At 68.6% G+C, this 19907-nt stretch carries 23 protein-coding genes; 12 read left to right on the forward strand and 11 right to left on the reverse strand.

The features are described from left to right. Nucleotides 1–5 precede the first annotated feature (5 nt). Together OG817_RS02425 and OG817_RS02430 are read right to left on the reverse strand one after the other, a co-directional pair. A complete protein-coding gene (locus OG817_RS02425) occupies nt 6–1298 on the reverse strand; it encodes a sugar ABC transporter substrate-binding protein (protein WP_396397256.1) in 1293 nt (430 codons plus the stop codon). Between the two features lie 11 nt (nt 1299–1309). Then, on the reverse strand, nt 1310–2344 hold the full coding sequence (locus tag OG817_RS02430; protein WP_406051831.1) for a LacI family DNA-binding transcriptional regulator: 1035 nt from the start codon (nt 2342–2344) through the stop codon (nt 1310–1312). 105 nt (nt 2345–2449) lie between these two features. Here OG817_RS02430 and OG817_RS02435 point away from each other — a divergent pair, with 105 nt between their 5' ends. Next, nucleotides 2450–3025, forward strand: a complete 576-nt coding sequence (locus OG817_RS02435; protein WP_406051833.1) for a histidine phosphatase family protein — start codon at nt 2450–2452, stop codon at nt 3023–3025. 52 nt (nt 3026–3077) lie between these two features. Here OG817_RS02435 and OG817_RS02440 read toward each other — a convergent pair whose 3' ends face one another. After that, on the reverse strand, nt 3078–3827 hold the full coding sequence (locus tag OG817_RS02440; protein WP_406051834.1) for a hypothetical protein: 750 nt from the start codon (nt 3825–3827) through the stop codon (nt 3078–3080). 320 nt (nt 3828–4147) lie between these two features. Further along, nucleotides 4148–4705: a TetR/AcrR family transcriptional regulator gene (locus OG817_RS02445; RefSeq protein ID WP_406051836.1), complete on the reverse strand. Its 558-nt coding sequence runs from the start codon at nt 4703–4705 to the stop codon at nt 4148–4150. Between the two features lie 92 nt (nt 4706–4797). On the opposite strand from OG817_RS02445, the gene OG817_RS02450 reads away from it, so the two are divergent. Next, nucleotides 4798–5211 (forward strand): DUF4267 domain-containing protein, encoded by a 414-nt coding sequence (locus OG817_RS02450; RefSeq protein WP_406051838.1) that lies wholly within the window; start codon nt 4798–4800, stop codon nt 5209–5211. Here the strand turns inward: OG817_RS02450 and OG817_RS02455 are convergent. After that, on the reverse strand, nt 5187–5951 hold the full coding sequence (locus OG817_RS02455) for a GNAT family N-acetyltransferase (RefSeq protein WP_406051840.1): 765 nt from the start codon (nt 5949–5951) through the stop codon (nt 5187–5189). The genes OG817_RS02450 and OG817_RS02455 overlap by 25 nt on opposite strands. A 111-nt stretch (nt 5952–6062) precedes the next feature. Then, nucleotides 6063–6467, reverse strand: coding sequence for an NUDIX hydrolase (locus tag OG817_RS02460; RefSeq protein ID WP_406051842.1), 405 nt, complete (start codon nt 6465–6467; stop codon nt 6063–6065). A gap of 152 nt (nt 6468–6619) precedes the next feature. Between OG817_RS02460 and OG817_RS02465 the strand changes: the two genes are divergently transcribed. From OG817_RS02465 to OG817_RS02495, 7 genes are all read left to right on the forward strand, one after another. Next, nucleotides 6620–7501, forward strand: coding sequence for a PHP domain-containing protein (locus OG817_RS02465; protein ID WP_406051843.1), 882 nt, complete (start codon nt 6620–6622; stop codon nt 7499–7501). After that, on the forward strand, nt 7498–8115 hold the full coding sequence (locus OG817_RS02470; RefSeq protein WP_396397269.1) for a MarC family protein: 618 nt from the start codon (nt 7498–7500) through the stop codon (nt 8113–8115). The genes OG817_RS02465 and OG817_RS02470 overlap by 4 nt, the downstream gene beginning before the upstream one ends. 10 nt (nt 8116–8125) lie before the next feature. After that, complete coding sequence (locus OG817_RS02475) at nt 8126–9013, forward strand: RecB family exonuclease (RefSeq protein WP_406057649.1); 888 nt, start codon at nt 8126–8128, stop codon at nt 9011–9013. A 124-nt stretch (nt 9014–9137) separates the two neighbouring features. Then, nucleotides 9138–9977, forward strand: coding sequence for an alpha/beta fold hydrolase (locus tag OG817_RS02480; RefSeq protein WP_406051844.1), 840 nt, complete (start codon nt 9138–9140; stop codon nt 9975–9977). 222 nt (nt 9978–10199) lie between these two features. Then, complete coding sequence (locus OG817_RS02485) at nt 10200–11045, forward strand: ABC transporter permease (RefSeq protein ID WP_406051845.1); 846 nt, start codon at nt 10200–10202, stop codon at nt 11043–11045. After that, nucleotides 11038–11853 carry an ABC transporter permease gene (locus OG817_RS02490; RefSeq protein ID WP_406051846.1) on the forward strand — a complete coding sequence of 272 codons (816 nt, stop codon included), beginning with the start codon at nt 11038–11040 and terminating at the stop codon, nt 11851–11853. Before OG817_RS02485 ends, OG817_RS02490 begins: the two co-directional genes overlap by 8 nt. A 3-nt stretch (nt 11854–11856) precedes the next feature. Then, complete coding sequence (locus OG817_RS02495) at nt 11857–12810, forward strand: ATP-binding cassette domain-containing protein (RefSeq protein WP_406051847.1); 954 nt, start codon at nt 11857–11859, stop codon at nt 12808–12810. 3 nt (nt 12811–12813) lie between these two features. On the opposite strand, the gene OG817_RS02500 is transcribed toward OG817_RS02495, so the two are convergent. Both OG817_RS02500 and OG817_RS02505 read right to left on the reverse strand, forming a co-directional pair. Then, nucleotides 12814–13128 carry a hypothetical protein gene (locus tag OG817_RS02500; protein WP_406051848.1) on the reverse strand — a complete coding sequence of 105 codons (315 nt, stop codon included), beginning with the start codon at nt 13126–13128 and terminating at the stop codon, nt 12814–12816. Continuing rightward, nucleotides 13125–13745: a hypothetical protein gene (locus OG817_RS02505; RefSeq protein WP_406051850.1), complete on the reverse strand. Its 621-nt coding sequence runs from the start codon at nt 13743–13745 to the stop codon at nt 13125–13127. Before OG817_RS02505 ends, OG817_RS02500 begins: the two co-directional genes overlap by 4 nt. Nucleotides 13746–13954: 209 nt before the next feature. Between OG817_RS02505 and OG817_RS02510 the strand changes: the two genes are divergently transcribed. Both OG817_RS02510 and OG817_RS02515 read left to right on the forward strand, forming a co-directional pair. Further along, on the forward strand, nt 13955–14461 hold the full coding sequence (locus OG817_RS02510) for an RNA polymerase sigma factor (protein WP_406051852.1): 507 nt from the start codon (nt 13955–13957) through the stop codon (nt 14459–14461). Continuing rightward, nucleotides 14458–15549, forward strand: a complete 1092-nt coding sequence (locus tag OG817_RS02515; RefSeq protein ID WP_406051853.1) for a hypothetical protein — start codon at nt 14458–14460, stop codon at nt 15547–15549. Before OG817_RS02510 ends, OG817_RS02515 begins: the two co-directional genes overlap by 4 nt. Before the next feature lie 24 nt (nt 15550–15573). Here OG817_RS02515 and OG817_RS02520 read toward each other — a convergent pair whose 3' ends face one another. After that, nucleotides 15574–16443 (reverse strand): alpha/beta fold hydrolase, encoded by an 870-nt coding sequence (locus OG817_RS02520; protein WP_406051854.1) that lies wholly within the window; start codon nt 16441–16443, stop codon nt 15574–15576. A 39-nt stretch (nt 16444–16482) separates the two neighbouring features. On the opposite strand from OG817_RS02520, the gene OG817_RS02525 reads away from it, so the two are divergent. After that, nucleotides 16483–17232 (forward strand): ParA family protein, encoded by a 750-nt coding sequence (locus tag OG817_RS02525; protein WP_396397284.1) that lies wholly within the window; start codon nt 16483–16485, stop codon nt 17230–17232. Nucleotide 17233: 1 nt separating this feature from the next. Here OG817_RS02525 and OG817_RS02530 read toward each other — a convergent pair whose 3' ends face one another. Both OG817_RS02530 and OG817_RS02535 read right to left on the reverse strand, forming a co-directional pair. Then, on the reverse strand, nt 17234–18163 hold the full coding sequence (locus tag OG817_RS02530; protein WP_406051855.1) for a DUF4349 domain-containing protein: 930 nt from the start codon (nt 18161–18163) through the stop codon (nt 17234–17236). Nucleotides 18164–18265: 102 nt separating this feature from the next. Beyond that, a complete protein-coding gene (locus OG817_RS02535) occupies nt 18266–19801 on the reverse strand; it encodes a DEAD/DEAH box helicase (RefSeq protein WP_406051857.1) in 1536 nt (511 codons plus the stop codon). Nucleotides 19802–19907: the final 106 nt, after the last annotated feature.

Here is a 19907-nt window from a genome sequence, read left to right on the forward strand (position 1 = left end):
CGGGATCAGCTACCGGTGCCGATCGACGATGCCTTGGTCTGGGTGGCTTTGGCGGTGTCGGCGGGGGACTGGCCCGACTTCGCCATCTTCTCGATCTCGGTGTCGAACGCGTTCGCGACCTGCTCCCAGTTCACCACCGCGGGCGGCGCCTTCGCGCTCTCCAACTGCTTGCCGAACACCGGCAGCAGCGGGTCGGAGGCGATGCTCGGGTCCTGCCACGCGCTCTTCACCGCCGGCAGGTCGGACGACATCTTGAACCATGCCGCCTGCGTCTTCGGATCGGACAGGAACTTGACCAGCTTCCACGCGCTGTCCTTGTTCTTCGACGTCTTGAACACGACGAAGTTGGAGCCACCCACGAACGACGTCGAGGTCTTGTTCTTCGGGATCTCGAACACACCGATGTTCGGCTTGATCGCGTCGCCGCCGAGCTTGGCCACCGACCCGGCCATCCACGGCCCGGAGACGAACATCGGTACCTGGCCGTTGACGAACTGCGCCTCGGTCTGGTTCGGCGGCAGGTCGGTCCCGGCCAGCTTCTCGGTGAAGAAGCTCTGGTAGTACTTCAGCCCCTCCTGCATCTCCGGGGTGTCGAAGGTGAACTCCTTCTGGTCGTCCGTGGTGAGGTTCGCGCCGGCGGACCAGGCGAACGGCATCACGGTCTGCCAGGAGCCGGTACCGCCCGGCTGCAGGTTGATCCCGTACTTCGCGCCGGCCTTGTCCTTCATCGCCTTGGCCATCGCCTTCAGGCCGTCCCAGTCGGTCGGCGGCGTGGTGATCCCGGCCTTCGCGGCCAGGTCCTTGCGGTAGTAGACCAACCGCGTCTCGACGTACCACGGAACGCCGTACTGGGTGTCGCCCACCTTGGTGGTGTCCAGCGCGCCGGGGTAGAAGCCGTCGGTGTCGAAGCCCTGCGGGGTCGGGTCGAGTGCGCCGAGGTCGGCGAACTCGCCCATCCAGGTGGTGCCGACCATCGCGGCGTCCGGCAGCGACTGCGCGGTGATCGCGGTGGTGAACTTGCTGTGTGCGGCGTCCCACGGGATCGGCGTGACGGTCACCTTCACGCCCGGGTTGGCCTGCTGGAACTGCTGCATCAGCTTGGGCAGGTTCTCGCCCTCGGTCCCCATCGCCCACACGGTCAGATTGCCGGTGGCGGGTCCTTCGCTGACCGTCGTCGTCGCCTGTGAACCCCCGCTCGGGGTGTCCTCGGACCGGCCACATCCCGCGAGTGCGAGAGCGGTGGCGGTGAGCGCAGCGCTGCCGATCACCAATCGGCGGCGGATGCTGTGGGTGAACATGTGTTGTCTCCTCACTCGGTTCCTGCTGCATCCCCCGGTTGCACCGTGCCACAGCTGTCCCGTAGCACGAGTTGTGTCGCCAGTACGTCGTTCCGCGCCCGGGTCCGTTTCCCGGTCACGCGTTCGTGCAGTCGTTGCGCCGCGAGCCGGCCGAGCTCGATCATCGGCTGCCGCACCGTCGTGAGCCCCGGCGACACGTACCGCGCCGCCATCACGTCGTCCCACCCGGTCACCACGATCTCGTCCGGTACGCCGATCCCCTGCGCACTCAGGCTGTTCATCGCCGCCAGCGCGAGCTCGTCGTTCGCGCAGACCAGTCCGTCCGGCGGGTTCGTTGCCCGAAGCACCCTCTCGCCGACCTCGGCGCCGGCCTCCTCGGTGAGCGGGACCCGCTCGGGCTCCGGCGGCTCCAGCCCGCGACCGGCGTAGGCCCGGGCGAACCCGGCGTACCGCTCGGAGACGTCGTACGAACTGGCCGGATCGCCGACGAACAACAGGTTCGTGTGGCCGTGATCGAGCAACCGGTTCGTCAGCTGCTCGGCGCTGGCCGCACTCTCGCTGCGGACCGAGTCGCAGCCGGTCATCGGCGGATGGGCGACCAGCACCAGCGGGGCGCCGGTCTTGCGTAGGTCCTGGATCGTCGGCAGATCCAGAGCGTTGCCGTGGACAACTATCCCGTCGACCCGGCCGGCCAGGTCACGGACGCTGCGGCGGGGATCGGGGTGGCCGTGTGTCACCGTGATCACCACGCTCTGGCCATGCTCGCCGGCCCAGCGTTCGTACCCCATCAGTAGGTCGCCGTAGAACGGGCCGGCCAGGTCGGGCAGCACGAGCCCATGCGCCTCATGCCGTTGTACCGCCAGGCTTCGGGCGGCGCGCAGCGGTACGTAGTTGAGCTCCTGCGCCGCCTGGTCGACCCGGGCCCGCGCCTTCTCCGACACCGGTCCGGTCCCTTGCAGGACGCGCGAAACCGTCGCGATCGACAGCTTCGCGCGGGCCGCGACGTCGTAGATCGTCGCCGGCCTCCCGCTGGTTCCGGATGCCACGTGCTCGCTCCTGAGGGTCAGAGTGGAAGCGCTTACAGTTTCTGACCCTGCCCTGCCCCAGGTGCATCGGTCAAGACCTCGGCCCCGATCTGCGACGATGAAAGCGTGACCACACCGGAACGAATCGACCAGCTCTTCCTGGTCCGGCACGGCGAGACCGAGTGGAGCCGGTCCGGCCGGCACACGTCCGTCACCGACCTTCCGCTGACCGCGGACGGCGAGAAGGTCGCGGCGTCACTGAAGCAGCGCCTGGCGGCCGAGAACTTCGACCTGGTCCTCACCTCACCGCGGCAGCGTGCCCGGCGTACGGCGGAGTTGGCCGGCTACCCGGACGCCGAGGTCGACGACGACCTGGTCGAGTGGGACTACGGGGACTACGAAGGCATCACCACCGCGGAGATCCGCGAGACCGTGCCCGGCTGGACGGTCTGGGACGATCCCGTACCCAACGGCGAAACCCCGGTCCAGGTGGCGGCCCGCCTCGACCGCGTCAACGCCCGCATCGCCGCCGTCGACGGCGACGTACTCGTCTTCGGCCACTCCCACGCCCTCCGCGCCCTCACCGCCCGCTGGCTCGAACTAGACGTCACCGAAGGCCGCCACTTCGTCCTCAACACCGCCACCATCTCAGTCCTGGGCTGGGAACGAGGCTCCCCAGCAATCCACCACTGGAACAACTAACCGCTCTCCGGAAACAAGTCGCCGGTGAGAGACTCCTTGTTTCCGAAGATCGTCAGCGGACCGGGCAGGCGGGCCCGCACCGCTTCGCCGCCAGGGCCGGCGCTCGCCGACGCAGTACCTGCAGCACCTGTACGGCGGCCTGACACGGCCGGCCGGTGACGTCGAACCAGCCGTAGCGCAGCGTCGACTCGGTCCGCAGCGTGGCACGGTTGTCCCGATCGAGGTCGCGCCAGCGCTGCCGCGGGACGAGGTGGAGGCGCCCGTCAAGCTCGACCACGAGCTCGAACCCGGCATAGAACACGTCGGTGAATTCGCGGTCCACCGCGCGTTGCCGCTGCCCGGTCGGCAATGCGTGCCGGCGTTCGACGTCGCGCAGATAACGCAGCTCGAGCAGAGAATGCGACCCGGCAGCGACATCCTCGATGATCGGCCGTAGCGACCGGCGATGCCGCAACCGCGGACGGACGGCCAGTGCCGTCGCGATCTCCGCGGGAGCGACTCGGCCGCTCTGACAGGCCTCGGCGATCACCGCCGCCGCCCGGTCAAGTGATCGTGTGCTGCCCACGATGTCGAGGACGGCGTGCGCCGGAGTCCGTCGAGGCGGTACGACGGCCGCGAGGCGAGCCGCCCAGTGCTGGTCGCGATGTACGACGAGATTCGGCTGCCGCCTGACCCGGCGGTGTTCCGGGATCGTCACGTGCACCGGGCGGTTGCTGTCCGGGGTGATCAGACCGAGCTGCTCCGCCGCGGTGTAATGGCTCCAAGCCGCTTCGGGTCCGGAGTAGAGCAGGGCTGCCAGCAACTGCTCGTCGTACCCGATGGGGCCGGTGTGGGTGGCGTAGACGCCTGGGTGAACGGTTTGCAGCGTCGAGCCCGCAACGGCCGCCGGATCCGCGCCTTGGACCAGCCGGCGGCGGACAGCTGGACGCGCGACACGATCCGATTCTGGTCATGGATCAGCGCATCGATGCCCTCGTCTGCGAGCTGTCGCCGCCACCACCAGTCCATCCGCTCAAGCGTGACGGATTTCGCCGGCGCTCGCCGAGGCGGCTGTGGACAACCGCCTCGTACCGCCGCTGTCCGGAAACAAATCGCCGCTGGGTGGCGATTGGTTTCCGAGGTTCAGGGGTGGCTGATGATCGTTATCAGGTGGTCGAGGCGTTGTTGATGGTGGGTGGGGCGGAGGCGGGATCCGTTGGCGAGGGTGGCCAGGCCGTGGAGGGAGCTCCAGAAGACCTCGGTGAGGGTTTCGGGGTCGTCAGGGGCGAAGGGGGTGACGACGGCCAGGATCTCGCCGAATGTCGTCCGCAGGATCGCGGGGGTGCCGGCGTCGCCGAACACCAGGTCCGTGCGCCGTACGAACATCGCGTCGTAGACGGCCGGATGTTCCTCGGCGTACCGCAGGTAGGCCTCGGCCAACCCGCGTAGGCCGTCGCGTTCCCGGCCCGCGCGAAGTCCGGCGGCGAGTTCTTCGAAGCCTTCGAGTGCCACGGCGGTGGAGATGGCGTCCATGTTCTTGAAGTGGCCGTAGAGGACGGGCTGGCTGTAGTCGACGGCCTCGGCCAGGCGGCGGGTGGTGACGGCCTCCCACCCTTCGGCCTCGGCGAGCTCGCGGGCGGTCCGGACGATCAGCTCCCGCCGCTCCTCCCGCGCCCGTTCCCTGCGTGTCTGACTCGGCATAGACCGGATCTTAGCATTGCTAGACAATCTAGCAACGGCAGTGCTAGCGTCGCTAGGGAAATTAGCGCTGCTAGATCATCAAGGAGTCAGTCATGCGTCGTTTCGTCACTGTGCTCACCGTCCTGCTCGGTCTGTTCCCGATCTCGTTCGGCCTGCGGTTCCTGTTCGACGGGCACGGAGCCGCCGCCGGTTTCGGCATCGATCCCTGGCCGACCGGCACCGCGGCCGGCTACTTCGCCGTGAAGGGGATCCGCGACATCGTCTGCGGCCTGAACATCCTGGTCCTGTTCGCTCTCGGCCAGCGCCGTGCCACCGGCATCGTGATGGCGCTCGCCACACTCATCCCGGTCACGGACATGATCGTCGTACTCACCCACGACGGCTCGGTCGCCACCGCGCTCGGCGTCCACGGCCTGACCGCAGTGGTGGTCCTCGTCGACGCCTGGCTGCTGCTGCGCCAGCGCCAGACTCTCGCGGCCGCTCAGCCGGTCGGGGCCCATTCGTAGAGATCGATCGTGCAGTACTCGCGGAACCCGAGCCCGGCGTACACAGACCGCCCAGCCGGCGACGACCCCAGTACGCCGTACTCCGCAACGCCGGCGGCCTCGCGGAGGGCGGCGTACGTGATCGCCGCACCGATCCCGCGCCGTCGCGCCTCGGGGACCGTCATCACGAAGTACACCCCGGCGACGCCGGCGCCGAGGAAGATCGTGGTCGTCGCGACGGGCTCGCCGTCGAGCCGTCCGAGGTAGTGACGCCACGGATCCCCGTACCCGAGCTTCCGGTAGACCTCGGCGACCCACCGAGCCTCCTTCACACCCTCCCCGAATCCACGTCCGAGCGTCGCCTCCCACGTCGCGAGATCCTCGTCGTCCCGTACGCGCGTGATCTCCAGCCCTGGTACGACGGCCGGCGTACGCAACTCGTCCAGCCGCACCGCCATCCCGGGCTCACTCCCGCCGAACGTGAACCCGCCCGCGACCAACCGCTCAGCCAGACCGTCCGACCGCATCGACGGCCCGACATGCCAGCTCCCCGGTACGCCGTGATTCCTGAACTCAGCAAGGGATTCCGCGATCACCTGCTCGCCGGCCGCCCCAACCACCGCGTTGTGGTAATCGATCGGCGACCCCCCGATCGTCCACCGTGCTGCGGCGTCGTCGCGCTGCACACCACCCCCGGCGGCCCCCATCGCCATCAGCAGTTCGGCCGCGTTCTCCTCGATCGCCCGCACCACGCTCTCCACGGGGACAGTCTGGCCGATCACCCGAACGCAGCGCGATTGCTTTCCACCCACTCGCGGAAGGTCCCGGCCGGGCGCCCGAGCACCCGCTCGACATCAGTCACCACCTGCTGATCAGCCGGGCAGGGCGTTCCACTGTTCCAACGTGGAAACGAGCAGGGTCGTGGTCGACAGGGCGAGGAACTCGGTACGGCTGACGAACTTCGCGTCGGTCGCGTCGTCACCGGGAGTGAGCGTGCCGCCCACCGCGGTCGCTTCATAGTCGCGGATCACGTAGAGCCGCCCCTTCGGTCCGTCGCGTTCGACCTCGCCGACCATGGCCCCGACCTGCACGGTCAGGCCGGTTTCCTCGGCGACCTCGCGCGCCACTGCCGCCGGATCGTTCTCGCCGGGCTCGACTCGCCCGCCGGGGATGGACCACAGCCCGCGGCCGGGTTCGTTGGCCCGGCGTACCACGAGCAGCCGGCGCTGCTCGTCGTACACGAGAGCACCCACACAGTCGACCCGCTCGGCATCCATGCGACGGCAGGATAGTGCTCGCCTGGGGACAACTGACAGGTCCGGCGTGTGAACGCGGCTAGCATCTGCGGTGACAGATGTCCTGATCACGGACATGACCACCGACATGATCACGGACATGGTCACGGACACCGAAGGGATCCTCACCGCTCGTGCGCATCGATCTGCACACCCATTCGAACCGCTCGGACGGCACCGATCCGGTGGACGTCCTGATCGCGCACGCGCAGCAGGCCGGCCTCGATGTGATCGCGCTCACCGATCACGACACCGCCGACGGGTGGACCGACGGCCGCCGGGCCGCGGAGGAGCTGGAGATCGGGTTCGTGCCGGGGATCGAGATCTCCTGCAAGCTTCGCGGCATCAGCGTCCACCTGCTCGGCTACCTTCTCGACCCGTCCCAGCCTGAGCTCGCCGAGGAGCTGCGGATCGTCCGCGACGGCCGCACCGACCGGATCCCCTCGATCGTGGCCCGGCTGAACAGCATCGGCGTGCCGCTGACCGTCGACGAGGTGCTGGCCCAGGCCACCGGTACGCCGTCCGTCGGGCGGCCGCACGTGGCCGACGCGCTGGTCGCCAACGGCACGGTCGCGAACCGGGGCGAGGCGTTCGACCGGTATCTCGCCGACGGCCGGGCCGGCCACGTCTCGCACTACGCGATCGAGCCCGGTCGCGCGATCGACCTGGTCCGCGCGGCCGGCGGCGTACCGGTGATCGCGCACCCGTGGGGCCGGTCCAGCTACAAGGTGATGACCCAGGACGCCATCGCCGCGCTCGTCGCGGACCACGGCCTGGCCGGGATCGAGGTCGATCACCAGGACCACTCGGCCGAATCCCGGGCCGCGCTGCACCGGATCGCCGACGAGCTCGGCATCATCGCCACCGGCTCCAGCGACCACCACGGCGTGGGCAAGATCGACCACGAGCTGGGGGTGAACTCGACCGAGCCCGAGCAGTTCGAGCGGCTGCTCGAGGTCGCCAAGGCGAACGCGGCCGCCACCGACGCCCAGGTCCCCGAGGCCTATCTGCCGTGAACAGTGTCATCAACCTCGGGCTGCTGAGCGAGGTCGTGGTCACGCTGTTCGTGATCATGGATCCGCCCGGCACCGTGCCCGTGTTCATCTCGCTGACCGCGGGCCAGTCCCGCGCGGTCCGGAAGAAGGCCGCCTGGCAGGCGGTGCTGGTCGCGTTCGGTGTGATCGTCGTGTTCGCGGCGTTCGGGCAGCAGATCCTGCACCACCTCGGCATCACGCTGCCTGCCCTGCAGGCCGCCGGCGGTCTGCTGCTTCTGCTGATCGCGCTGCAATTGCTGACCGACACTGCCGAGGACCCGGTCCAGACCAAGAACGTCAACATCGCGTTCGTCCCGCTGGGTACGCCGTTGCTGGCCGGGCCGGGTGCGATCGTCGCGACCATGGTGTTCGTGCAGCGGGCGAACGGCGCACTCCCGGACGTGATGGCGATCTCTGTCGGCATCATCCTGATCCACGTGGTGATGTGGCTGACGCTGAGGTTCTCCGGGATCATCATGCGGTTGCTGGGGGAGAACGGCGTACTCCTCGTCACCCGGATCGCCGGTCTGCTCCTGAGTGCGATCGCCGTACAGCTGGTGGCCGATGCCGTCACCGACTTCATCAAGGCGGGCTGATGTGAGCGACATGCTGCCCGGGATGCCGACGCGGCTGTTCGTCGCGACGCCGACCAAGCTGCTCACGTTCACGGACTGCAAGCGGAAGTACCGGTACACGTATCTGGAGACGCCGCGGCCGCCGAAGGGACCACCGTGGGCGCACAACACGGTCGGGGCCATCGTGCACGAGGTGCTCGCCGACTTCTTCGGTCGCTGGCCGGCCGCCCGCCGTACGCCGGACGAGGTGGTCGCGAAGATGCGGTCGAGCTGGCGGAGCGAGGGCTTCCGGGACGACCAGCAGTCGCTGGACTGGCGCGAGCGGTCGACCGAGATGGTGCTCGGGTACCTGCGCGACTCGGATCCGTACTACCAACCGCGCGGGGTGGAGCGCACCGTCGCCTTCACCACCGAGCGGGCGTCGCTGCGCGGGCGCGTCGACCGGATCGACGAGCGTCCGAGGCGGGACGGCAGCGGCGGGACCGAGCTGGCGATCGTCGACTACAAGACCGGCCGGCGTCCGCTGACACCGGTGGATGCGCGGTCGTCGTTGGCGATGGCGCTGTACGTACTCGGCGCGCGGCGGGTCTTGCACAAGCCGTGCACGCGGGTCGAGCTCCACCACCTGCCGACGAACACGGTGGCTGCGGCCGAGCACGACGACGCGTCGCTCGCCCGCCACCAGCGCCGGGCGGAGTCGATCGCGGATGATGCGGCCGCCACCGAGGTCCGCTGGCGCGAAGGGCTGACCCCCGCCGAAGCCGACGAGGCGTTCCCACCTGAGCCGTCACCCCTGTGCGGCTGGTGCGACTTCGTCCGCATCTGCCCCGAAGGTCGCCGCACCGCCCCACCCCGCGACTCCTGGGCGGGCCTCGACGACACGTCTCCGATCCCGTCCACGGACGAGTCCCTCAGCTGACGCCCTCTGACTTGGCGGACGCCGTCTGAGCTGGCTGAGGTTGGCTGAGGGCGCCGTATCAGCGGTATGTGCGTGGGGTGCCAGCGGGGGAGGCGAAGGTGGAGGCACGAGAGAGGGGTGCCTGATGGGTGCGAAGACTGTGAACAAGCTGGCGGTACCGGGGGCGACGCTGCACTACGAGGTGACGGGGGCCGGGCCGGTGCTGCTGCTGATCGCCGGGGGCGGGACGGATGCGGGGGTGTTCGACGGGATGGTCGGGCAGCTCGCGGCCGACTACACCGTGGTGGCGTACGACCCGCGCGGCAACTCGCGCAGCCCGTACGACGGTCAGCCGGCCGACGAGTGCGTCGACCAGTCGGCCGAGGACGCGCTGGCGTTGATCGACGCGGTCGCCGGCGACGAACCGGCGTTCGTCTTCGGCAGCAGCTCCGGCGCGATCACCGGACTCGAGCTGATCACCCGCCACCCGGACCGGGTGCGGATGCTGGTCGCGCACGAACCGCCGTGCGTCGAGGTGCTGCCGGACGTCGAGGACGCGCGCGCGTTCTTCGAGGACGTGCACGACACCCACAAGACCGACGGGGTCGCGGCAGCCGACGTACTGTTCATGATGGGCACCGGGATGGACGACGACGCGATGCCGCCGCTGGAGGACCTGCTGCCGGAGTACCGCGAGCTGGCCGAGCGGATGCAAGCCAACGCGGGCACCTTCTACCAGCACAAACTGCTGCCGTTCACCCGCTACCAGCCGGACCTGGACGCGCTGAAGACCGTCGCCGACCGAATCGTCCCGGCCGCCGGCCTACAGTCGATCGAACTCCTCCCCGGCCGCCCGATCCAACTGATCGCAGAACACCTCGGCTGGCCCGTCGTGACCTTCCCCGGCGGCCACGCCGGCTACTCGAGCCACCCGGCCCCGTTCGCCACCCTCCTGAACCGAGTCCTCGAGGCCGAAATCAGCTGATCCCTCCCAGTCCCGGTCCGGGCGAGGTCTGAGGGGTCCCCGCCCGGACCGGTAGTCCTACGCAGAGCACCCGTCGTGGGAGCACCACCGAAGAATCCGGTTGACGGCTGCCTGGAGTGCGGCGTACTGTCCGATCCTTGCCTTGAAAACGGTGTGGTTCAGCCATGCCTGTCACAGTGGTGTCCGAACCCCCCGGTCCTGTCGGATTCGGGGTAGTTCTGCGTGCCGCTGGATCCGGACACCACCTCGAAGTTCGGAGAGGAGGTTGCCTTGGGCGTCTATTGGGCGATCGGCGTACGGTCGTTCCGGCGCTTCTCGACGTACCGGATCGCGACCGCGTCCGGCGCGTTCACCAATACCGTGTTCGGGTTCATCCTGTGCGGTATCTATCTGACCCTGTGGCACGAGCGGCCCGGGCTCGGCGGGTACGACGTCGCCGATGCGCTGACGTTCGTGTGGTTGCAGCAGGGGCTGCTGATGCCGATCGGGATCTTCGGTGCCACCACCACGGTCGAGCTCGGCGAGCGTGTCCGCAGCGGGGAGATCGCCGTCGACCTGTACCGGCCGACGCATCTGTTGCTGTGGTGGCTGTCCGTCGACCTCGGGCGCGCGATGTTCCAGCTGCTGGTCCGCGGTGGTGCGCCGCTGGTGGTCGGTGCGCTGGTGTTCGACCTGAAGTTCCCGAGCGACCCGATCACGTGGCTCGCCGTCGCGGTCGGGCTGGTGCTGGGGATCCTGGTGAGCTTCACCATCCGCTACCTGGTCGCGTTGTCCGGGTTCTGGATCACCGATACGCGGGGCATGGAACAGCTCGCGTTGTTGCTGTCGTGCTTCTTCTCCGGGACGATCCTGCCGCTGGTCGTGTTCCCCGGATGGCTCGGCGAGTTCGCGCGGGCGACGCCGTGGGCCGCGACGCTGCAGGTGCCGATCGACATCTGGCTCGGCCGCAACCCCGGCGGGATCGCCTCGGCGCTGATGTTCCAGCTCGGCTGGCTCCTGGTGCTGCTGCTGGCCGGGCAGCTCACCACGTCGGTGGCGACCCGGAAGGTGGTGATCCAGGGTGGTTGAGCGACTCCGCCGGGCACCCGCGCAGTACTGGATGCTCGTCGTGATGTGGATCCGGTCGTCGCTGGCCTATCCGGCGTCGTTCGTGCTGATGCTGTTCAGTTCGATGCTGCTCACCGTGACCGACTTCGTCGCGATCGTGCTGATGTTCAGCCACATCGACACGTTCGGCGGGTTCACCATCGGGGAGATGGCGTTGCTCTACGCAACGGCCTCGATGACGCTCGGGATAGCCGACTTGTTCACCGGATCGATCGAGCGCGTCGGCGAGCGGATCCGTACCGGGTCGCTCGACGTCTACCTGATCCGGCCCATGCCGACGTTCCTGCAGACCGCCGCGGACGGGTTCGCGCTGCGCCGGATCGGCCGGCCGCTGCAGGCCGGCCTCGTGCTTGCATTTGCCCTCAGTAACATTCACGTCGATTGGACGGCGGCCAGGATCGTCATGCTGGTGCTGTCTGTGATCACCGGCTCGATCATCTTCGCGGCGATCTTCGTGCTCGGCGCCGCGTTCCAGTTCCTCGCGATCGACTCCGCCGAGCTGGCCAACTCGTTCACGTACGGCGGTCAGACGCTGACGCAGTACCCGTTGTCGGTCTTCGGCAAGGAGATCGTCTGGGCCGTCACGTTCCTCGTACCGCTTGCCTTCGTCAACTACTACCCGGTGCTGTTCGTGCTGGGTAAGCCGGCCCCGCTGGGCCTGCCGTCCTGGATCGGTCTGCTGTCTCCGCTGGTCGCCGTCGCGATGGTTGCGCTGGCGTCACTGGCGTGGCGGGGCGGTCTCCGTCGTTACCGCAGTACAGGGAGCTGAGCAGTGGCAGTCATCGAGTTGTCGAACGTGTCCCGCACGTTCACCGTCACGTCGCGGAACGGATTCCGCCGTACCCGCCGGGAAGTGCGCGCCGTGGACGGGATGTCGTTCACCGTCGAACCAGGCGAGGTGATGGGCTACATCGGGCCGAACGGCGCCGGGAAGTCCACAACGATCAAGATGCTGACCGGCATCCTGGTCCCGAGCAGCGGCACGATCCGCGTCGCCGGGGTGGACCCGTCCCGCCACCGGCTCAAGCTGGCCAAGCGGATCGGCGTCGTCTTCGGGCAGCGCACCACGCTGTGGTGGGACCTGCCGCTGAAGGACTCGTTCGCCGTACTGCAGAAGATGTACGACGTTCCGATCGCGAGGCACCGCGAGAACCTCGCGACGTTCGTCGAACTGCTGGACCTGGGCGAACTGCTCGCCGTACCTGTTCGTCAACTGTCGCTGGGTCAACGGATGCGCGGCGACATCGCGGCCGCGTTGCTGCACGACCCGGAGATCGTCTACCTCGACGAGCCGACGATCGGGCTGGACGTGATCAGCAAGGCCCGGCTACGCGAGTTCCTTGCCCAGGTCAACGCGGAACGCCGTACCACCGTCATCCTCACCACCCACGACCTCGACGACATCGAGGCCCTGTGCAGCCGTGTCATGGTCATCGATCACGGCCACCAGATCTACGACGGCACCCTGACCGGCCTCCGCGCCAGCCAGTCGGCCCCGCGCACCCTGGTCGTGGACCTGGCCACCTCCCTCCCACCCATCGAGATTCAAGGCGCCACCGTCGTCAAGGTCGACGGCCCCCGCCAGCACCTCACCTTCCCCACCACCACCAGCGCCGCCCCACTCCTGTCCCAAATCGCCGCCAACTACCCCCTCGTAGACCTCTCCGTGGCCGAACCCACCATCGAATCCGTCATAACCCAGCTCTACACCCCCACCCACCACTGACCCTCACGCCAGGTCAGCCACCATCGACGCGAAGACGACCTCGGGGTCCATCGCGTCCGCATCCTGCCGCCACCGCGCGAGCGAGTCGGCAAACCGCCCCTCGTCAACAGTCCCAACGCCTTCCGCCATCAACCGCCTGGCCTCGGCAACCCCAACTTCGCCGTACTCCGCCTCGTTGCCCCCGAAGTAGTCGTCCCGAACCCCTTCGTTCCGATGGAACTTCCCCGTGTTCCCGACATAAGTCCAAACATCCTCATCCACCAACGCGGCCACCCAAACCCGCCGTTCTCCCTGCTTGACCAACAACAGCCGCGTCATAGCGACCTCTCCTTCGTCGAAGTCCGTTGTGCCAATCGCTGCGTGGCGCCCTGCTGGCCCTGCGACGAGGCATCGCCCTCCTCGCGTCCGGGTGCTTGGCTGCTTCTCCTACCGTAGAAGCGGATCGCGACCGGTACGCCGCCGAGGGTCTTGAGGTCGTCGATCCCAGTTGGTTGCCGCATCTGTCCCGACAAGGCGATGGCTTCGTTGCGTGCTTGTGTGCGCTTGTCTCGCGGTTGCCTGTGGTCACGTTCCACCACATAGAGCGGGGTCGTCCAGGTCTTGACGTCGATCGACTCCTGCGAATGCACTTGCACCTCGACGCGTACGGCTTTGCTGTACAGGAACAGGTGCAGTCCCTTGTATCTGCTTCCCTCGACGTACGAGTGGATCGCGCCGCTCATCTCCCAGCCCCGGCCGGCGAGCGAATCGCAGGCGTCTGTCGTTGTCCGGACCAGGTCGTCGGGTTCAGGGGTCAGGACTGTGTAGCGGACGACGTCATCGAGCGGCAGCTGGTCGAAAGCCGTGCCAGTGCGGACGTAGGCATACATCTTCTCGTGAGCGAGTGCGGCGACCCAGACCAGACGCTCCTCCTCCTTCACCAGGTAAAGCTTCATCCCGCGATCCCGTCCTCTGTGCCCAGGTTGATGGTTCGTTGACCGTAGTCGGGCGGGGAGCGATCGTGGGGTGGGTTCGGGAGACTTGTGGATAACTCGGGGAGGTTACGAAGTGGGGTGGGGTGTGACTTGGGGGTAGTGGGGTCGTTGAACTGCGGGTAGGGACCCAACCGGAAGTGGGATTCGGGGGTAGACAGGGTATGCCGACGATGACGGATGAGCCTGCTGTGGTGGTGGGTCCGCCGGCGGACGGGGCTGGGTTCGTCGAGTGGGTGCGCCCGCATCTGCCTGCGATGGCCCGGCTGGCGGGGCGGCTCGCGGTGGGGGCCGACCGGGACGACATCGTGCAGGACGCACTGGCGCGGGCGTGGGCGAAGCGGAGTCTGTACGACGCGAGCCGGGGTACGCCGTCGGCGTGGCTGCTCGCGATCACCGCGGACCAGGCCCGGAAGGCGGCGCGGCGGTTGCGGCCGGCCGGGGAGTTCGACGAGCACGACCGGCCGGTGTCGCGGCCGGACCTGGATGCCCGGGTGGACGTGGACCACGCGCTCACCTCGTTGTCGGCACGACAGCGCCTCGCAGTGGACTGCTACTACTTCGCCGACCTGTCGATCGTCGACACGGCCGCGGTGATGGGCTGCTCCGAAGGCACCGTCAAGTCCACCCTGTCCGATGCGCGGTCCCGCCTGCGCGCCCTGCTGGAGGTCAGCGAATGAACCCGACCGACGAGGTCGACGACCTGCTGACGCGGGCCGGTGCGCGGTGGCGCGCGGACCAGCCGTCGGCCCCCGAACCAGACTTGGACCATATTCTCGGCGGTCGCCGCCGTCCCCGTCGCTGGGTACCGGCGCTGGCCGCCGCGAGCGTCGCGGCGATCGCCGCTGCCGCGCTCACCGTCCTCCCGGACGGCGGCCAGGACCCGGCCGCCGTCCCGCCCGCAACCGGTGACACCCAGCAAGCCTTTGCCCAAGGCAACCAGGCGGCCACGCCGATGCCCGGTGCCACCCAACCGGATCCGGTGAACGACAAGCTGCTGGTCCGCGCCGGTGACAAGGTCCAGGTCAGCGGCGAGGTGATCGCCGTACCAGGTCAGGAGCCTGTGTTCTGCCCGTCGCACCCGACGGATCTGGTGGGTTATCCGCCCGGTCAGGAGCCCGCTCCCAGCTGCCCGGCCACCATCGCCGTCAAGCTCAAAGGTGTCGACCTCGACCGGCTCGGCGATGCGCGGACGGTCAAGAACGTACGCCAGGGGACCGCGACCCTGATCGGGATCTGGGGCAACCGATCCATCGACGTCCAGGAGCAGAAGGCGTTCGTCGCACCGCCCGCACCGCAGATCCCGCCGCTGCCGTGCAAGGCCCCGCAGGGCGGCTGGGTGTCGAAGCCGAACAACCTCAACGCGCCCGCGGTCCTGGCCTTCCTCGACGCGCACAGCTCCCAGATCTCTGAGCCGCTCATCCAGTACCCGGCCGGTCACGGCCGGAGCAAGCCGGTCGTCGTGCAGGTCGGCGTCGCGCACGGGGATCTGGGGGCGTTCCGGACCTCCCTGGACAAGGTGTTCGACGGCAACCTCTGCGTGTCCAGGGCCCTGCTCAGCCGCGGCGACGTCAACCGCATCTACCAGACCCTGACCAACCTCACGGCGAAGCAGGAGCTCGGCATCCAGACCGCGTCCGCATCGTCTCCGGGCGGTGGCCGCGCCGAGGTCGAGGTCCTGGTCTACACCGAGGCAGTGAAGACCGCGCTCACGCCGGTCGGCCTCAACCTGCTGACGGTCAAGCCGGCGGTGCAACCAGTCGCGTGACCGCGCAGCCAGGAACGACCGGCGTCAGTCGATGAAGGTCTGGTCGTGGAAGAAGTCGACCAGGAGCCGGGCCGTCGCGGCGGGCTGCTCGATGGCCGGAGAGTGGCCGGCGTCGGGGATGATCTGGGCTTGAATGCCGAGCCGCTCCGCCACGTCGGCCTGGACCGTGATCGGCCAGCCGTCGTCGGAGGCGCCGTACGCGACCTGCGTGCGGACGCCGGTCTTGGCCAGCCGGTCGGTCTTGTCGTCGGCGTCCATCAGGCGGCGAGTGATCTCGGCGAGGCCGGCCGGGTTGTTGCTGGTGAACCGCTTGCGGAGGAACGCCGCGATCTCGTCCGGCGGCGTCACGTACCCGGGCACCAAGCTGTCGTGCTCCAGCTTCAGGTCGTACACCTGCTCGATCGGCAGGTTGTCCAGCCCGAACGCGAGCATCTGCAGGCCCTGAACCTTCGACTCGTCCGTGAACGCCGCCGGACCCGAGCACAGCAGCGTGATGGTCGAGAACACCGACGGATCGGTCAGCACGGCCTCCCGCGCAACCAGTCCGCCGAACGAATGCCCGACCAACTGGCTGTACCCGCCGAGCGCCTTGCTCATCGCCACCACGTCGGCGCCGAATTCCTCCAGCGTGTACGCCGACCGCTCGGTAGGCCCCGGGGTCTCGTACTGACCACGCTGGTCGACCGCCACCGTGCGCCATCCGTACCGGCACAGGTGGTCGACCAGTGGAGTGAAGTCCTCCTTGCTGCCGGTCCACCCTGGCACGAGCAGCACGGTGCCGAGCGGTGTACCGTACTTCGGCACTGCCATGAGCGTGGCGAAGGAACCCCGGTCGGTGTCGAGGGTCGCGGGGTGGACCCCGTCGGGCAGCGTCAACGTGCGCGGCGTACTCACAAGTCAAGAGGGTAGTCGCCGGTACGGCACAATGGCCGGGTGCCTCGCACCATGGCTGTTGCCAACCAGAAAGGCGGCGTGGCCAAGACGACCACCGTCGCGACGCTCGGCGCTGCCCTGACGGAGCTGGGTCAACGGGTGCTGCTCGTGGATCTGGACCCGCAGGCGTGCCTGACGTTCTCGGTCGGTATCGACCCCGAGGACCTGGACACGTCGATCTACCAGGTCCTGCTCGGCGGCGTGAGAGCGCGGGACGTGTTGGTCAAGCTCGGGGACGGAGCGGACCTGCTGCCCGCCACGATCGAGCTGGCCACCGCGGAGGTGCGGATTGCGCAGGAGACCAGCCCGGAGCAGATGCTGCGGACCGCCTTGCGCCCACTGCGGGCGTCGTACGACTGGATCATTGTCGACTGCCCGCCGACCCTGGGGCTGCTGACCGTGAACGGGTTGTCGGCGGCGTCCGAGGTCCTGATTCCCTTGCAGTGCGAGACTCTGGCGCATCGTGGCGTAGGGCAACTACTTGACACGATTCACGACGTACAGCGGTTGACCAACCCGGGCCTGCACGTGCTCGGCGTGCTGCCGACGCTGTACGACGGCCGCACGACGCATGCCCGGGCGGTGCTGGAGACGATCGCGGACACGTACTCGCTGGACGTGCTGCAGCCGTCGATCCCGAAGTCGATCCGGTTCGCGGAGGCGCCGGCGATCGGGGAGACCGTGCTCAGCACCGCGCCGGCCTCGGCCGGTGCCAAGGCCTACCGGGCTCTGGCCGGCGCGCTGCTCTGACCTACTGCCCGCCGTCCGGAGTCTGCGGAAGGGCAGGCTGACGGCGCAGACGGTGCCGGTTCCGCCACAGCGGTACGCCGATCAGCGCGAACAGCACCACGAACGGGAGAACCGCGCCGAGTGCGGTCGCCAGTGCGGAGAAGGTCGCGACGAACGCGTTCCAGCCGCCCTTCAGCCCGGCCAGGAAGCCGCGATCCGGGTCCTCCGCGACGGGAGGCTTGCCCTTCTCGGTCAGGGTCAGCGTGAGCGTGGCGAGCTCGGTCTGGAGGGAGAGATTCTTCTGCTTGGCCAGCAGGGACTCCAGGTCGGCCTCACGCCGGGTCAGCTCGGTCTCGACCGAGACGATCTCGCCGATCGTGTTCGCCTTCGCGAGCAGGGTTCGCATCCGATCGAGGCTCGCGCGCTGGGAGTTGATGCGGCTCTCCACGTCGACCACCTGCTCGGTGACGTCGGCGGACTCCTGGTGGATCTGCACCCGCTTGCCGAGGTCGGACAGGCGCTGGATCGCGGTCTCGTACGACGCGGTAGGAACCTTGAGCACCAGGTTCGCCTGGGTGATCTTGCCGTCGGCATTGCTGCCGGTGTCCTCGGACGCGACCTGGCCACGCAGTGCGGTGACCACGGTGATCGCCTTCTGCCGTTGACCGTTCACGTCGTCGGCCTCGACCGTGAGCGAGCCCGTCTTGATGATCGCCCGGGTCACGCTCGGCTGCGCCTGCGGCTGCCCCTGGGCCTTGGGCGCGACGTTGCTGGACTCGCCCTCCGCGACTTTGCCGCTGTCGCCCGCGGATGCGCCGCTGCCGCCATCCTGCCGCTGCGCGGGACCGGACACCCCTTCAGCGGTGCTTTCGTTGCTGTTGCCCCCGCAACCCGCCAGCAACACGACCCCCAGCGCCGCCATTCCGACCACGGCACCCCTGATCCGCCTCATCACCCAGCCCCTCTCTCGTGGTTTCCGTCCTAGGACGGTCCACGAGAGGCCGGGTGTTGCAGGGTGAGGTCACTGTTCAGCCACGGTCGGGCGACGGGCAGGTCACTCCGGAGCGGTGAACAGGGGGACGGTCGGGCTCGTGCCCGGCTCCGGCGCAGCCTTCTCGGCAGGCGCGGCAGGCTCGGCAGGCTCGGCAGCGGCAGGCTCGGCGGCGGCAGGCTCGGGAGCAGCCGTCTGAACGGACTTCTCGGCAGGCTTCTCCGCGGTCTTGCGAGTGCGGGCCCGCTTGCGCGGCTTCCGCTCGGCCGGAGCCTCGGTGGCCTCCGTCGCGGATTCCGTGGAGGGCGGGACCTCGGTCTTGGCGGTGACGTCGGCGCCCTCCTCGAGCGGCTGCCCGGAGCGAGTGCGCTTGCGGGTCCGGTTCCGCTTCCGGGCTGCCGGACGCTCGCCTTCCTCGGTGCGGTCCTCGCTGCGGCGCGGCTCCCGGGCCGGCTTCTCGTCGCGCTGCTCCTTGGCCGGCTTGATCCGGCCCTTCGCATCGGTCGGGATGCCCAGGTCGTGGTACAGCTCCGGCGACGTCGAGTAGATCTCCTGCGGCTCGTCGTACGGCAGGTCGAGCGCCTTGTTGATGGTCTTCCAGCGGGTCACGTCCGGCCAGTCGACGAACGTCACCGCGATACCGCTCGCACCCGCCCGGCCGGTCCGGCCGATCCGGTGGATGTAGGCCTTCTCGTCCTCGGGGCAGGTGTTGTTGATGACGTGCGTGACGCCCTCGACGTCGATGCCACGGGCCGCGACGTCGGTGCAGATCAGTACGTCGATCTTGTCGCCGCGGAACCGGGTCAGCGCTCGTTCGCGGGCCTGCTGGTTCAGGTCGCCGTGGATCGCGGCCGCCTTGAACCCGCGGTCCTGCAGATCGTCGGTGAGGCGGGACGCCTCCCGCTTGGTCCGGCAGAAGATCATCACCCGGCCGCGGTCCTCGGCCTGCAGGATCCGCGCCACCACCTCGGGCTTGTCCAGGTCGTGCGCCCGGTAGACGAACTGCGCGGTCGTCGGCACCATCTCGGTGTCTTCGTGCGACTCGGCGCGGATGTTCAGCGGGTGCCGCATGTGGGTGCGGGCCAGCGCGATCACGGCCGACGGCATCGTTGCCGAGAACAACATCGTCTGCCGCAGCTCGGGAGTCTTGCGCAGAATGCGTTCCACATCGGGCAGGAAGCCGAGGTCGAGCATCTCGTCGGCCTCGTCGAGGACCAGGACCTTGATGTGGCCGAGGTCGAGCACGCCGCGGTTCGCCAGGTCCAGCAGGCGTCCCGGCGTACCGACGACGACGTCGACGCCCTTCTTCAGTGCGTCCAGCTGCGGCTCGTACGCGACTCCGCCGTAGATGGTCAGGACCCGCACCGTACGCACGGTGGACGCGGTCGTGAGGTCCTTGGCGACCTGGATGGTCAGCTCACGGGTCGGGGTGACGACCAGTGCCTGCGGCTTCCCGGGGGCGGCCAGTTCCTCGTAGTCGGCTTCGCCGGGGGAGATGGTGCGCTGCAGCAACGGAATGCCGAAACCCAGCGTCTTGCCGGTGCCGGTCCGGGCCTGACCGATCAGGTCAGTACCCATCAGGGCTACCGGGAGCGTCATTTCCTGGATCGGAAACGGCTCGACGATGTTGACGCGATCGAGCGCGTCACAGATCTCGGGTAAGACCCCGAGCTCTCGGAAGGTGGTCAGGCTGATCGCCTCTCAA

Source organism: Kribbella sp. NBC_00889, assembly GCF_045207705.1.
Taxonomy (GTDB): Bacteria; Actinomycetota; Actinomycetes; order Propionibacteriales; family Kribbellaceae; genus Kribbella.

Bases quoted from the DNA above. Each gene is read 5' to 3' on its own strand.
- OG817_RS02475 (WP_406057649.1), top strand. From the start codon at position 8,126: ATGCTGCCCGGGATGCCGACGCGGCTGTTCGTCGCGACGCCGACCAAG.
- OG817_RS02500 (WP_406051848.1), bottom strand. From the start codon at position 13,128: ATGACGCGGCTGTTGTTGGTCAAGCAGGGAGAACGGCGGGTTTGGGTG.
- OG817_RS02425 (WP_396397256.1), bottom strand. From the start codon at position 1,298: ATGTTCACCCACAGCATCCGCCGCCGATTGGTGATCGGCAGCGCTGCG.
- OG817_RS02450 (WP_406051838.1), top strand. From the start codon at position 4,798: ATGCGTCGTTTCGTCACTGTGCTCACCGTCCTGCTCGGTCTGTTCCCG.
- OG817_RS02530 (WP_406051855.1), bottom strand. From the start codon at position 18,163: ATGAGGCGGATCAGGGGTGCCGTGGTCGGAATGGCGGCGCTGGGGGTC.
- OG817_RS02505 (WP_406051850.1), bottom strand. From the start codon at position 13,745: ATGAAGCTTTACCTGGTGAAGGAGGAGGAGCGTCTGGTCTGGGTCGCC.
- OG817_RS02460 (WP_406051842.1), bottom strand. From the start codon at position 6,467: ATGGATGCCGAGCGGGTCGACTGTGTGGGTGCTCTCGTGTACGACGAG.
- OG817_RS02535 (WP_406051857.1), bottom strand. From the start codon at position 19,801: ATGACGCTCCCGGTAGCCCTGATGGGTACTGACCTGATCGGTCAGGCC.
- OG817_RS02445 (WP_406051836.1), bottom strand. From the start codon at position 4,705: ATGCCGAGTCAGACACGCAGGGAACGGGCGCGGGAGGAGCGGCGGGAG.
- OG817_RS02515 (WP_406051853.1), top strand. From the start codon at position 14,458: ATGAACCCGACCGACGAGGTCGACGACCTGCTGACGCGGGCCGGTGCG.
- OG817_RS02510 (WP_406051852.1), top strand. From the start codon at position 13,955: ATGACGGATGAGCCTGCTGTGGTGGTGGGTCCGCCGGCGGACGGGGCT.
- OG817_RS02480 (WP_406051844.1), top strand. From the start codon at position 9,138: ATGGGTGCGAAGACTGTGAACAAGCTGGCGGTACCGGGGGCGACGCTG.